The sequence below is a fragment of the Rhizobium sp. BG4 genome (assembly GCF_016864575.1).
Lineage (GTDB): Bacteria > Pseudomonadota > Alphaproteobacteria > Rhizobiales > Rhizobiaceae > Rhizobium.
Genome location: NZ_CP044126.1, coordinates 1,259,520 through 1,272,554, shown reverse-complemented (window position 1 = coordinate 1,272,554; position 13,035 = coordinate 1,259,520). Strand labels below are relative to the sequence as shown.

The following is a 13,035-nucleotide window of genomic DNA, read 5'->3' as shown; positions in this document are numbered from 1 at the left end:
CTTATTTGATCTTTGCCTGACGGCGGCCGAGCATTGTCATGATGCCGAGCGTGCCGAGGATGATGGTGAAGGAGAAGACCGTCGTGACCGTTCCCAGCGCATAGAGCACCGGCGTCGTGACGTTGGTCGTCATGCCGTAGATTTCGAGCGGCAGCGTGTTGTAGCTGCCTGACGTCATCAGCGTGCGGGCGAATTCGTCGTAGGAAAGCGTGAAGCCGAACAGGCCGACGCCGATCAGGCTGGGCAGGATCATCGGCAGAACCACATGGCGGAACGTCTGCCAGGAGCTGGCGCCAAGATCGCGCGCCGCCTCTTCGTAAGCCGGCGAAAAGCGGTTGAACACGGCAAACATGATCAGCACGCCGAAGGGCAGCGTCCAGGTGAGATGGGCGCCGAAGGCCGACGAATACCAGGCGGGCTTGAGGCCGCTCTGCTGGAAGACGACGCCGATGCCGAGCGAGATGATGATCGAGGGCACGACGAGGCTGGCAACCGTTGCATAGAAGAGCGCGGTGGATCCCCGGAACTTCCGACGGAAGGCGAGACCGGCGAGCAGCGAGACCACGACCGTCACCACCATGACCATCAGGCCGAGCGTGAACGAGCGGGTGAAGGAGGCGCCGAAATCGCCGACCGCCTGCTTCTCGAAGAGATTGAAGAACCAGTGTACCGAGACGCCATTCAGCGGGAAGGTCAGGCCGCCATCCGGCCCCTGGAAGGACAGGATCAGGATCGCCGAGAGCGGGCCATAGAGAAACAGCACGAAGATGATGAAGAACAGGGCGAGCACATAGAATTCGAGGCTGCGCGTTTCGCGGTTCATCTCAGAGCTCCTTGCGGATATCGACGACGCGCAGGATGGCGGCGACCATCAGCAGCACGACGGCGAGAAGGACGACGGCATTGGCGGCCGCCGCCGGATACTGCAGCAGCGACATCTGGTTCTTCATCATCAGCGCCACAGAGGCGCTCTGGCCGCCGGACATGACCTGGACGGTGGAAAAGTCGGCCATGACGAGGGTGACGACGAAGATCGAGCCGATCGCCATGCCGGGCTTTGCGAGCGGCAGCACGACATTCCACAGCACCTGCCAGCCGCTGGCGCCGGCATCGCGCGCCGCCTCGAACAGCGAGCGGTCGATGCGCATCAGCGTGTTGAAGATCGGCGTCACCATGAACAGCGTGTAGAGATGGACCATGGCGAGCACCACGGCGAAATCGGAATAGAGCAGCCACTCGATGGGCTGCGGCACGATGCCTGCGGAGACCAGCGCCTGATTGATGAGGCCGTTGCGGCCGAGCACCGGGATCCAGGAAATCATGCGGATGATGTTCGAGGTCATGAAGGGGACGGTGCAGACGAGGAACAGGATCATCTGCGTCGAGGTCTTGCGGATATGGAAGGCCAGGAAATAGGCGACCCAGAAGCCGATGGCCAGCGTCAGCCCCCAGACGATGACGGTGAATTTCAGCGTGTTGAGATAGGTCTTCCAGGTGACCCACGAACCGAGCGTATCGGTGTAGTTCATGGTCAGGAAGGCCGGATAGAGACCGGCGAAATCGTAGTCCCAGAAACTGACGACGGCGATCATTGCGATCGGCAACAGGAAGAAGGCGCCGAGAATGACGAAGAGCGGCAGCGCCTGCAGATAGGAAATCGCCACCGACGGCAGACGGGCGCGGCGGCGTCGGACGCGGTCGAGTTTTTCAGCCGGCTGTGCGGAAGCGATCGTTGCCATCTGCCATCCTCTCGGACTTTTGAAACGGAGAGCGAGAGGGATCCAAAGACCCCTCCCCAGCCCTCCCCACAAGGGGGAGGGAGAAGTTCTGTCGCGGCCTCTGCTAACTCCCTCCCCTTGTGGGGAGGGTTAGGGAGGGGAAAGCCGCAATCACCTCAAGCCGCGATGAACTCGTTCCAGCGGCGGACCATGTAGCGGTCCTCGTCCATGACGGAGTTCCAGCAGGCGACATGGCCCATGCGCTCTTCGAAGGAGCCGCCGTCGCGGACTGCGCCGGCCTTTTCCATGACCTTGCCTTCCGGAGACAGGATATCGCCCTGCGCCGCCTTGCCTTCGATCCAGTAGCCCCACTCGTCGGCCGTCATGAAGTTCTTGGCGGTGTCCATGCAGGCCGAGTAGTAGCCCTGGCGGTTGAGATAGCCACCGACCCAGCCGGACGTGTACCAGTTGATATATTCATAGGCCGCATCGAGCTCTGCGCCCTTGAGGTGCGAGGCGAGGCCGAGGCCGCCGCCCCACGAGCGGTAGCCTTCCTTGAGCGGCTGATATTTGCAGGCGATGCCCTTGGAGCGGACGGCGGCAACGGCCGGCGACCACATGGACTGGATGATGACTTCGCCCGAGGCCATCAGGTTGACCGACTCGTCGAAGCTCTTCCAGAAGGCGCGGAACTGGCCGTCGCCCTTGGCCTTGATCAGGAATTCGATCGTCTTGTCGATCTCTTCCTTGGTCATGTTGCCCTTGTCGGCATATTTAATGTTGCCGAGCGATTCCATGATCATCGCGGCATCCATGATGCCGATCGACGGGATGTTGAGGATCGAGGTCTTGCCCTTGAACTTCGGATCCATGATATCGGCCCAGCTGGTGATATCGCGGCCGACGAGATCGGGACGGATGCCGAGCGTATCGGCATTGTAGATGGTCGGCATCATGGTGAAGAGTTCGGTCTCGCCCTTGGCGAAGGTCTTGGCATCGGCGCTCTCGACATAGCCGACGGTGTGCGGCGCGGTGCCCTGGGCGATGACGCTGTCGGCCTTCAGCTTGCCGTTCTTGAAGAGCGGAACGACCTTGTCGTAATATTTCAGCTTCTTGACGTCCATCGGCTGGATGACGCCGGTCGGATAGACCTTCTTCAGGATCCAGTATTCGATGTCGGCGATGTCGTAGCTGTCAGGCTGGGTGACGGCGCGCTGGGCAGCCGCGTCGGAATCGGTCGCCGTCATTTCGAGCGTGATGCCGAGATCCTTCTTGCACTGTTCGGCGATCGCATTGATGTTCGAAACGCCGGTACCGAACTGGCGCAGCGTGATGTTGGACTGCGCCCAGATCGTCGGGAAGCCAGTGATCAGGCCGGAGCCGGCAGCAGCGCCGATTGCGGCAGCGCCGGTCTTGAGAAGCGAGCGGCGGGAGATACCCGTCTGCGGCTTTGTCGTCTTCGTTTCAGTCGTCATGTCAGTTCCCCTTCTTATGGTGGTGAGGTTCATGCACGGCCGAGGAGGACGGCGTCCTCCAGAGCCCAACTAAGAGACACCGCATCGCCGACCGATACGGGTTTGGCGAAATAATCGCCGTCGCTCGCGATGACCGTGAAGTCGTCACTGCCCGCGCCGATGACGGTGATCTTCACCGTCGCGCCGCGATATTCGATGTTGGAGACGACGCCACCGAAGCCGAGCGTCTTGTCGGTGGCCGCTTCGAGGCGAACGCGATCGGTGCGCACGCCGATATCGACAGCTTCTCCCGCAAGCTTGCCGTTGCCACGCACCGAGAAGGTCTGCCCCTCGGGCGCTTCCAGGATCAGCATGTCGTCCTTGACCGAGGTCACGCGGCCGGAGAGCACGTTGTGATCGCCCATGAAGCGGGCGACGAAGGCAGTTGCCGGCTGCTCGAAGACCTGGCGCGGCGAAGCCGCCTGCTCGATCTTGCCGTCGTTCATGATGACGATCAGGTCGGCGAGCGCCATCGCCTCTTCCTGGCTGTGCGTCACATGCACGAAAGTGATGCCGAGCGACTTCTGCAGCTTCTTGAGCTCGGCGCGCATGCGGATCTTCAGGAAGGGATCGAGCGCCGACAACGGCTCGTCGAGCAGCAGCGCTTCGGGGTCGGTGATCAGCGCGCGCGCCAGCGCCACGCGCTGCTGCTGACCGCCGGAAAGCTGCGCCGGACGGCGGGATGCATAAACGTCCATTTGCATCAGCTTCAGCATCTCGAGCGCCTTGGCGCGGCGCTCTTCCTTCTCGACGCCCTTCATCTTCAAGGAGAAGGCGACGTTGTCGACGAGGTCGAGATGCGGGAAGAGCGCATAGGACTGGAACATCATCGCCGTGCCGCGCTTGGCCGGCGGAAAGTCGGTAACGACGGTGTTGCCGAGACGCACGTCGCCCGATGAAATGGTCTCGTGACCTGCGATCATCCGCAGCGTCGAGGTCTTGCCGCAGCCCGACGGGCCAAGGAAGCAGCAGTATGACCCTGCCGGAATCTTGAGGCTGATGGCATGCACCGCTGTCGTGGAGCCATAGACTTTGGAAACGGATGCAATATCGATCTCTGCCGCTTTCGACATCATGTCTTCCCCTGTTCGAGTAAGACAATGCATCTGCCGTGCCAGTTTCTATTGCACTGCGTCAAAGCCCTAGAATTCAATGGAAATCGGCGTCAGACCGGCGAAAGCCCAATTTAGAGGCGACACAAATTCTGCACAGGAAATAGGCTTTCGTCTGCAATTTACGCAAAGGATCGTATACAATTTGAGCGCCATTTTGCGCGCAAAATTCGTTTAACTTTTGACCCGAAGCTGGTTATCATCACGGTTGCAATCAGGTGCCTTTTCCATGACCCCATCAGCCACCGCGCTTTCGCAGGCGGACGATTCAGCCGATAGCAGCACGCAGCAGATTCGTGACGCCATTCGCGAAGCGATCGTCGAGCGGCGGCTTGCGCCGGGCACGAAGCTTTCGGAAGCCGATGTCGGCAATCTCTTCAGCGTCAGCCGCACACTGGCACGCGCCGCCCTCCAGGCACTCTCCTATGAAGGGCTGGTCAATGTCGAGAAGAACCGCGGCGCCTTTGTCGCCTACCCCTCCCCGGATGAAGCGCGACAGATCTTTGCCGCGAGGCGGCTCGTCGAACCCGGCATCCTGCGCGAGGCGGCTGCCCGCATCACGCCCTCGCAGATCCAGCACCTGCGGCAGTTGCTGCAGGAAGAGGGCCGGCTGATCGGCGAGCGCGGCCAGACGGCCCGGCGCGCCGAGATCAAGGCATCCGGCGACTTTCACCTGACGCTGGCATCGATCTCGGGCAATGCCATCATGCAGCGCTTCATGGAGGAGCTCGTCGCCCGCTCCTCGCTGGTGATCGCCCTCTACGGCCAGTCCGCCGTTTCGAGCTGCGGCCATTCCGAGCATGGCGATATCGTCACCGCGATCGAGACCAAAGATCTCGACCGCGCCTGCCATCTGATGGTGCATCACATCTCCCATATCGAGGCCGATCTCGACCTTCGCGAGCGCAAAGGCTTCGGCCTCAAGGAAGCCTTCTCGATCTGAGACACGGCACGCCTGACGGGCAAATCTCTGCTTTTCTTCCAGAATTCGCGCTCTAGTTCCAAAAAGGAGCCTGAGCGGCTGACATTCAAGGAGGCGTTGATGAGCGGTGTGCCACTGGAAACCTTGCCGGAGCAGCCGGAGCTGAAGCGGGTGATGGGGCCGGGACTGCTGCTCCTCTTCATCGTCGGCGACATCCTCGGCACCGGCATCTACGCGCTGACCGGACAGGTCGCGGCCGAAGTCGGCGGCGTCGTCTGGCTGCCCTTCCTGATCGCCTTCGTCGTCGCGCTGCTGACGGCGCTCAGCTATCTAGAACTGGTCACCAAATATCCGCGTGCGGCCGGTGCGGCGCTCTACACGCACAAGGCTTTCGGCATCCACTTCCTGACTTTCCTGATCGCCTTTGCCGTCATGTCCTCGGGCATCACCTCGGCCTCGACGGCATCGCGCGCTTTCGCCGCCAATTTCTCGGAAGCCTTCGGTTTCGATTTCGGCGATTACGGCGTGACCTTCATCGCCGTTGCCTTCATCGCCCTGGTCGCCGCCGTCAATTTCCGCGGGGTCGGCGAGAGCGTGAAGCTCAACGTGCTCCTGACCGTCGTCGAACTGACGGGACTGCTGATCATCATCGGCATCGGCTTCTGGGCGATTGCCGGCGGCGAAGGCGATGTGTCGCGCGCCTGGACCTTCCAGCCGAGCAGCGAGCACGGCGTGTTCTGGTCCGTCATCGCGGCAACGACACTCGCCTTCTTCGCGATGGTCGGCTTCGAGGATTCGGTCAACATGGCCGAGGAGTGCAAGGAGCCCAGCCGGATCTTCCCGAAGGTGTTGCTCGGCGGCCTGTTCATCACCGGCGTCATCTATGTGCTCGTCGCCATCTCGGCGATCACGCTGGTGCCGGCCGCTGAACTCGGCGAAGGCGAGACGCCGCTTCTGAAGGTTGTTCAGGCAGGAGCGCCGAACTTCCCGGTCGGCGTCTTCGGCATCATCACCATGTTTGCGGTCGCCAATTCGGCGCTGATCAACATGATGATGGCGAGCCGGCTGATCTACGGCATGAGCCGCGAGCAGGTGCTGCCCGAAGTGCTCGGCAAGGTGCATGCCGGCCGCAAGACGCCCTACATCGCGATCGGCTTCACGTCGCTGCTTGCCGTCGGGCTCATCCTCTTTGCCGGCGGCGTACCGGCGCTTGGCGGCACGACGGCGCTGCTGCTGCTCGGTGTCTTTGCCGTCGTCAACATCGCCGTCCTCGTGCTGCGGAAGGACAAGGTCGATCACCCGCATTTCCGCACGCCGACCATCGTGCCGATCCTCGGCGCGGCCACCTGCCTGTTCCTGGTCGGCCCGTGGACCGGGCGCGACCCCGTTCAGTATGCCATCGCTGCGATCCTGATCGGCATCGGCGCCGTCCTCTGGTTCGCGACGATCGGCTTCATGCGAAGCAGCGCGAACCAGAGTGATTAGTGCGAGGATTGCTGCTTGGCGCGGGCAACGATCTGCGTCGGGTTGACGAACTGCAGCGCGATGATCAGCCAGAAGAGCGTCGTGATCATGTAGATCACCGCCATGGCGTCGATCGATTGCGCGGCGCGCACGCCTGAAGCGAAGACCGCGTAATAGAGCGAGACGACAAGCGTCTGCGTCGTCGGCCCGGCGATCAGGAAGGTCAGCTCGAACATGGCGATGGTGCGCACCAGCACGAGCAGCAGTGCCGCCAGCATGCCGGGCAGAAGCAGCGGCAGCAGGATGCGGATGAACAGGCTCGTCGTTCCCGCCCCGAAGACGCGGGCCGCCGCCTCGATGCGCGGATCGATCTGCTCGATGAACGGGATCATCACCAGCACGACAAAGGGGAAGGACGGCACGAGATTGATCAGCACCACGCCCCAGAAGGTGCCGCCGAGGCCGAGTTGGTAGAGCACGGTGGCGAGCGGAATGCCGTAGGTCAGCGGCGGGATCAGCAGCGGCAGCAGGAAGAGCAGCACGATCAGCTTCTTGCCGGCAAAATCCCGGCGCGCCAGCGCATAGGCCGTCATGACGCCGAGCAGGCCGGAGATCAGCGTGACGGTGAAGACGATCTGGAAGGTGACGAGCACGACGCTCGACAGCTGGAATTCTTTCCAGGCGCTGAAATACCAGCGCGTGGTCCAGCCGGCCGGCAGCCATGTACCGAGCCAGCGCGTCGAGAAGGAATTGATGATGACGACGGCGATGACGGCAAGCAGGTTGAGGATGAAGAGCGCGGCAATGGCCCAGACGGCAAAGCGCCAGATTTTCGATGTCAGTCCCTGATCACGGATCATGGCTCAGCCTTTCGTGCCGCCGGCAGGGCCGCGATAGAAGAAGGAACGGCAGCCGAGGATCGCCACCACGACGACGAGTTCGACGGCTCCCATGATGAGCGCGATCGCCGAACCCAGCGAATGATCATACTGCTCGAAGGCCGCCTGATAGGCCGCAATCGAGATGACCCGCGTCGGCCCCGCCGGCGCGCCGAGCAGCACCGCGGATGGAAAGACCGCGAAGGCCTGCACGAAGGCGAGGCAGAAGGTGACGGCAAGGCCGGGCACCAGAAGCGGCAGGAAGACCCGGAAGAAGCGCTGGCGCGGGCTGGCGCCGAGCGTCGCCGCTGCCTGCTCGATCGCCGGATCGATGCCGGTGATATAGGAGAGCGTCAGCAGGAAGGCGAAGGGAAAGCCGGTGATCAGCAGCGAGGCGAAGACGCCCCAGTAATTGTTGGTGAGCTTGACCGGATCGCTGAAGATGCCGAGCGCCAGCAACGTGTGATTGAACCAGCCGCGCGGCCCGAGGAACGTCAGGAGACCATCAGCAACGAAAACCGTTCCGAGCGTGATCGGCAGCACAAGGATGGTTGTCAGCAACCGCTGGCGCCGCATGAGGCGGACGCGAAACGCAATCGGCACGGCGAGCGCCAGGTTGACGATGGTGACAGGCAGCGCCAGCCACATGGTCGCGCCGATGGTGTTGTACTGGAACGGATCGCTGAAGAACTTGACGTAATTCGCATACCACGCCCCGCCATCCTTCGGCGTCAGCGAATCCACGACGCCGTAGAGGAAGGGATAGACGAACAGCGCGATCATGAAGATCAGGCCCGGCAGGACCAGCAAGGTCGTGCCGTCGAGGCCGCGGGCGGCAAGCCGGGTGCGGAGCGACGGCCCGCTCATGCGGGAGTTCCCTTGAAGAGCAGCGCCCGTCCGGCGACCGGCTGCAGCCGCGTCTCGGCGCCGCGCGCCAGCGGGTCATCGGCGCGGAAATAGAGGTCGGATCCGTCCTTGGCCTTGGCCATGCCGAAAAAGGCGCGGCCGCGATATTCCATGCTCGCAACCGTCGCCGGGATGCCATCTGCGGCGCCCGTCGCGACCAAATCTTCCGGGCGAACGGAGAGGACTGCGCTGTCACTGGCCTGCAGCGGCGTGCGCATCGTGCCCGTCAACCGCGCACCGGCAGCCTCGATGGTTGCTTCGTCACCGGAGACCGAAACGACCTTGCCGGGAATGCGGGTTCGGAAGCCCATGAAGTCTGCGACATTCAGATTGACCGGCCGCTGATAGAGATCCTGCGGCGTACCGATCTGTTCGATATGGCCCTGGCTCATGACGACGATGCGGTCGGCAAGCGACAGCGCCTCGTCCTGGTCGTGGGTGACGTAAATCGTGGTCGAGCCGATCTGGTCGTGGATGCCGCGGATTTCGGCGCGCATCTCGAGACGCAGCTTGGCATCGAGGTTCGACAGCGGCTCGTCCATGAGGACAATCGGCGGGCGGATGACGACGGCACGCGCAATCGCCACGCGCTGCTGCTGGCCACCGGAGAGCTGACCGGGCAGTTTTTCCGCCTGGCTTTCCAGTCGCACCAGCGCCAGCGCATCATTGATCCGCTTGTCCGCCTCCGGTCCCTTGATGCCCTGCATGGCAAGGCCGAAGCCGACATTCTTTCGCACGCTCATATGCGGGAAGAGGGCGTAGCTCTGAAACACCATGCCGAAGCCGCGCTTTTCAGGCTCCAGCTGATCGATGCGGTTGCCACCGAGACGGATTTCGCCGCCGGAAAGGCCGAGCAATCCGGCAATACAGTTCAGCGCCGTCGACTTGCCGCAGCCGGACGGGCCGAGCAGCGCGATGAACTCACCGGGCTCGATGGCGAGATCGATACCGTCGAGCGCGTTATAGGCGCCGAACGAGCGGCGGATGCCGTCGAGTTCGAGGCGGGCATTGTTGCGCGAAGACGGCGCAGCGTTCTGGACTGGCGCGTTCAATCCAAGCTCCATATGTCAAAAGCAATGAGGGGCGCCGGCTCAACCGGCCGGCGCCGTTTTTGAAATCAGCCCTTCTTGGCGCCGATCTTTTCGTCCCAGATGCGGAAGGCTTCGACGAGCTGCTTCGGCTCGAGCGGCGTTTCCAGCGGGTTGTTGGCGATCCAGTCGGCATATTCAGGACGGCCGAATTCCTTGATCACGTCCTGGCTTTCCTGCGGCGCCATGTCGATCGTCACGTCCTTGACGGCCGGACCCGGATAGAAATAGCCAGCGTCATAAGCGATCGCCTGCTGCTTCGGCTGCAGGATGTAGTTCAGGACATCCATCAGCACCGCGACCTTCTCGTCGGAAACGCCCTTCGGAATGACGGCGTAGTGAGCATCGGTGACCCAGTGGAAGCCATCGAGCTTCTGCACCTTGGCTTCAGCCGGAACGATGCCGAGCGCACGCGGGTTGATATCCCAGCCGGTGGTCGTCGCGACGATGTCACGCGTGCCTTCGCCGAGCTCCTTGAAGACGACGGCGGTGCCGGTCGGGTAATATTCGATGTTCTCGCCGAGAGCGGCCAGATATTCCCAGGTCTTCGACCAGCCCTTTGCCGGATCGCGCGGATCGCTGTCGCCGAGCAGGTAGGGAAGGCCCATGAGCAGCGTGCGGCCGGGCCGGAATTGGCCGGACGGGCATAGAGGAACTTGTTCTTGTTCTGCTTGGTCCAGTCGAGCAGCTCCTGTGCCGTCTTCGGCGGGGTCGCGACCTTGTCGGGCATATATTCGATCAGCGGGCCCGACGGATAATAGGTGACGACGACGCCCTGATCCTTGGCGAGGCCCTGCATCTTGAAGGCCTGCGGCTGCAGGATGCTTTCCAGGTTCGGCAGTTCGGACTTGTGAGCCCCGAGATCGATCCAGAGGCCCTGGTCGACACCGGCCGACAGCGCGTCGGTGCCGGTCAGCACCAGATCGATATCGACCTTGCCTGCGGCCTGCTGCGCCTTGATCTTGCCCGGCAGTTCCGGTGCCGGTGCCTTGGTGAAGGCAAAGCTCGATACCCAATCGGCCTTCTCAGCAGCATAGGCTTCGAACATGCCCTGGGTCAGCGCCAGATTGCCCGCGACGTCTGCGATGGTGATGGTGACAGGGCTGGCAGGCTTCTTTGCCTGCGCGAAAAGCCGGTTCGGCAGCATGCCGGCGACGGCAACGCCCGCCGCGGTGCTGACGAATGTTCTGCGTGTGATGTTCATGACGGTCTCTCCTCCTCTTGTGCTGTTGTCGGCGAATGAACCCGGACAACCAGCTCTCCCGTGATCTGCCAGGCGAGATCAAAGCGCCGGCTCAACCACCGAAAAGCGGTTGAAAGCCTTGCAAAGCGACCGCTCCTCTTCGGCAAGCCTTGGCAATGGATGAGGATTGATATACTAGTATGCACAACAGAGTCAACGTGCAGGAAATAGCATGCGGCAGGCATCCGGTTCCGAAGCGATCGACTTTCCGCCTATGACGGAAAGACCGGCGAAGCTGCGCCGCGTGACGACTGCGGATGCCATTTTCAACCAGCTCTATGCGGATATCGTCTCGCTGCGCATGCCGCCGGGAATGTCGCTTCAGGAGAAGAAGATCGCCGAGGAATTCGGCGTCAGCCGCACCCCGGTGCGAGAAGCCCTGCTGCGGCTCGCCGAAGGCGGCCTCGTCGATATCTATCCGCAATCGGCGACCGTCGTTTCCCGTGTTCCGGTTTCCGCCATTCCCGAAGCCGTTGTCGTTCGCAAGGCGCTGGAGACGACGACAGTCGAAGCTGCGACCCGCGGCGCGACACCGGCCGATATCCAGCGGCTCGACATGATCATAAGCCGGCAGAAATCGCTGGCCTCGCTCGGCGACACCTCGGGTTTCCACGAGGAAGACGAGGCCTTCCATGAGGCGATCACCCGGATTGCCGGCTACCCCGGCATCTGGACGATCCTGAAGACGGTAAAGGTGCAGATCGACCGCGCCCGCCGCCTGACGCTGCCGGCGCTCGGACGCATGGACAATGTCGTGCGCGAGCATATCGTCATTCGTGACGCGATCGCCGGTCATGACGTGGAGGCCGCCCGCGAGGCGATGCTGCATCACCTCAGCGCCGTCATCCCTGACGTAGCGGAGCTGCGCACCCGCTATCCCGATTATTTCTGCTGATCCCGGCAAAGCAACGAAACAAGAAACAGAAGACAGACGAGGAGGAAACCGATGCGGCAAGGTTGGAGATGGTTTGGGCCTGAAGCCCCGGTGACACTGGACGAGGTGCGCCAGACCGGCGCGACGAACATCGTCTCCTCGCTGCATCAGGTGCCGATCGGCCGCGCCTGGACCGAAAAGGAAGTCGCCGAGCGCAAATCGATGATCGAGACGACGCCTGCAGGGCGCTCGCCGCTCGTCTGGTCGGTTGTCGAAAGCATCCCGATCCCCGATGCGGTTAAGCGCAAGGGCGGCAAGGCGAAAGCCGAGATCGAAGCCTGGATCGCCAGCATGGAAGCGGTCGCAGCCTGCGATATCCCGATCATCTGCTACAATTTCATGCCCGTCGTCGACTGGACGCGCACCGAGCTCGACTACATCACGCCGACAGGCGCGACCGCCATGCGCTTCGATCACGAGCGTTTCGCCGCCTTCGATCTCTTCGTGCTGCAGCGCCAGAGCGCCGGAAACGATTATTCCGAAGAAGACCAGAAGCGCGCTCGCGAGGTCTTCGACGAGATGAGCGAAGAGGAGGTCGCCGAGATCACCCGCATCATCACCTCGGCCTTGCCTGGATCGACCACCGAGCCGCTGACGATCCCCGGTTTCCGCGAGGTCCTGTCTGCCTATGCCGGCATCGATGCCCCGAAGCTGCGCCAGCACCTTATCGAGTTCCTGCAGGCTGTCACGCCGGCCGCCGAAGCCCGCGGCGTCAAGCTGACGCTGCATCCCGATGATCCGCCGCGTTCGCTGTTCGGCCTGCCGCGCATCGCCTCCAATGCCGAAGATTATGCCGCCCTCTTCGACGCCGTGCCATCGCCGGCCAACGGCATGTGCTACTGCACCGGCAGCCTCGGCGTGCGCGCCGAAAACGACATGCCCGAGATTGCCCGCCGCTTTGCCTCGCGCATCTATTTCGCCCATCTTCGCGCCACCAAGCGCGAGGGCGACGGCCGCTCCTTCCACGAGAGCGCCCATCTCGAGGGCGATGTCGACATGGTCGCCGTGCTCAAGGAACTGGTCGCCGAAGACAACAAGCGCAGCGCCAGCGACCAGATCGTCTTCCGCTCCGACCACGGCCACCGCATGCTCGACGACCTCACCAAGACCGTCACGCCAGGCTACCCGGCGATCGGCCGCATGCGCGGTCTCGCAGAGCTCAGAGGCATTCTCTACGCGCTGGGTTCGATCCCGTCCTAAACAGAAAAGGCGGCATCCCGGAGGCCGCCTTTTTCTTAAGCGGCCGAGCGGCGGCG

The 13,035-nt window shown here is 62.6% G+C and carries 11 protein-coding genes and 1 pseudogene; 4 read left to right on the top strand and 8 right to left on the bottom strand.

The window, feature by feature from the left end; genetic code table 11:
* Nucleotide 1 precedes the first annotated feature (1 nt).
* From F2982_RS26050 to F2982_RS26035, 4 genes are all read right to left on the bottom strand, one after another.
* Nucleotides 2-823 carry an ABC transporter permease gene (locus F2982_RS26050; RefSeq protein WP_203430416.1) on the bottom strand — a complete coding sequence of 274 codons (822 nt, stop codon included), beginning with the start codon at nt 821-823 and terminating at the stop codon, nt 2-4.
* A 1-nt stretch (nt 824) separates the two neighbouring features.
* Nucleotides 825-1,739, bottom strand: coding sequence for an ABC transporter permease (locus tag F2982_RS26045; protein ID WP_203430415.1), 915 nt, complete (start codon nt 1,737-1,739; stop codon nt 825-827).
* A 155-nt stretch (nt 1,740-1,894) separates the two neighbouring features.
* Nucleotides 1,895-3,193 (bottom strand): PotD/PotF family extracellular solute-binding protein, encoded by a 1,299-nt coding sequence (locus F2982_RS26040; protein WP_203430414.1) that lies wholly within the window; start codon nt 3,191-3,193, stop codon nt 1,895-1,897.
* Nucleotides 3,194-3,222: 29 nt separating this feature from the next.
* Nucleotides 3,223-4,305, bottom strand: coding sequence for an ABC transporter ATP-binding protein (locus F2982_RS26035; RefSeq protein ID WP_203431185.1), 1,083 nt, complete (start codon nt 4,303-4,305; stop codon nt 3,223-3,225).
* Between the two features lie 268 nt (nt 4,306-4,573).
* Between F2982_RS26035 and F2982_RS26030 the strand changes: the two genes are divergently transcribed.
* Nucleotides 4,574-5,287, top strand: coding sequence for a GntR family transcriptional regulator (locus F2982_RS26030; RefSeq protein ID WP_203430413.1), 714 nt, complete (start codon nt 4,574-4,576; stop codon nt 5,285-5,287).
* Between the two features lie 99 nt (nt 5,288-5,386).
* On the top strand, nt 5,387-6,751 hold the full coding sequence (locus F2982_RS26025; protein ID WP_203430412.1) for an APC family permease: 1,365 nt from the start codon (nt 5,387-5,389) through the stop codon (nt 6,749-6,751).
* Here F2982_RS26025 and F2982_RS26020 read toward each other — a convergent pair.
* From F2982_RS26020 to F2982_RS26005, 4 genes and pseudogenes are all read right to left on the bottom strand, one after another.
* Entirely contained in the window at nt 6,748-7,590 is an 843-nt protein-coding gene (locus F2982_RS26020) for an ABC transporter permease subunit (protein WP_203430411.1), read from the bottom strand. The genes F2982_RS26025 and F2982_RS26020 overlap by 4 nt on opposite strands.
* A 3-nt stretch (nt 7,591-7,593) precedes the next feature.
* Complete coding sequence (locus F2982_RS26015) at nt 7,594-8,475, bottom strand: sugar ABC transporter permease (RefSeq protein ID WP_203430410.1); 882 nt, start codon at nt 8,473-8,475, stop codon at nt 7,594-7,596.
* The gene (locus tag F2982_RS26010; protein WP_203430409.1) at nt 8,472-9,578 is read right to left on the bottom strand and encodes an ABC transporter ATP-binding protein; all 1,107 of its coding nucleotides are present in this window, start codon (nt 9,576-9,578) and stop codon (nt 8,472-8,474) included. Before F2982_RS26010 ends, F2982_RS26015 begins: the two co-directional genes overlap by 4 nt.
* A gap of 53 nt (nt 9,579-9,631) precedes the next feature.
* Nucleotides 9,632-10,806 (bottom strand): annotated as a pseudogene (locus F2982_RS26005) (extracellular solute-binding protein).
* Between the two features lie 211 nt (nt 10,807-11,017).
* Between F2982_RS26005 and F2982_RS26000 the strand changes: the two are divergent.
* Complete coding sequence (locus F2982_RS26000) at nt 11,018-11,740, top strand: GntR family transcriptional regulator (protein ID WP_203430408.1); 723 nt, start codon at nt 11,018-11,020, stop codon at nt 11,738-11,740.
* Between the two features lie 51 nt (nt 11,741-11,791).
* Nucleotides 11,792-12,979: a mannonate dehydratase gene (uxuA, locus tag F2982_RS25995; RefSeq protein ID WP_203430407.1), complete on the top strand. Its 1,188-nt coding sequence runs from the start codon at nt 11,792-11,794 to the stop codon at nt 12,977-12,979.
* Nucleotides 12,980-13,035 lie beyond the last annotated feature (56 nt).

Excerpts from the sequence above, each read along its gene's own strand:
- F2982_RS26050 (WP_203430416.1), bottom strand. The coding sequence starts at position 823 with ATGAACCGCGAAACGCGCAGCCTCGAATTCTATGTGCTCGCCCTGTTC.
- F2982_RS26045 (WP_203430415.1), bottom strand. The coding sequence starts at position 1,739 with ATGGCAACGATCGCTTCCGCACAGCCGGCTGAAAAACTCGACCGCGTC.
- F2982_RS26040 (WP_203430414.1), bottom strand. The coding sequence starts at position 3,193 with ATGACGACTGAAACGAAGACGACAAAGCCGCAGACGGGTATCTCCCGC.
- F2982_RS26035 (WP_203431185.1), bottom strand. The coding sequence starts at position 4,305 with ATGTCGAAAGCGGCAGAGATCGATATTGCATCCGTTTCCAAAGTCTAT.
- F2982_RS26030 (WP_203430413.1), top strand. The coding sequence starts at position 4,574 with ATGACCCCATCAGCCACCGCGCTTTCGCAGGCGGACGATTCAGCCGAT.
- F2982_RS26025 (WP_203430412.1), top strand. The coding sequence starts at position 5,387 with ATGAGCGGTGTGCCACTGGAAACCTTGCCGGAGCAGCCGGAGCTGAAG.
- F2982_RS26020 (WP_203430411.1), bottom strand. The coding sequence starts at position 7,590 with ATGATCCGTGATCAGGGACTGACATCGAAAATCTGGCGCTTTGCCGTC.
- F2982_RS26015 (WP_203430410.1), bottom strand. The coding sequence starts at position 8,475 with ATGAGCGGGCCGTCGCTCCGCACCCGGCTTGCCGCCCGCGGCCTCGAC.
- F2982_RS26010 (WP_203430409.1), bottom strand. The coding sequence starts at position 9,578 with ATGGAGCTTGGATTGAACGCGCCAGTCCAGAACGCTGCGCCGTCTTCG.
- F2982_RS26000 (WP_203430408.1), top strand. The coding sequence starts at position 11,018 with ATGCGGCAGGCATCCGGTTCCGAAGCGATCGACTTTCCGCCTATGACG.
- uxuA (WP_203430407.1), top strand. The coding sequence starts at position 11,792 with ATGCGGCAAGGTTGGAGATGGTTTGGGCCTGAAGCCCCGGTGACACTG.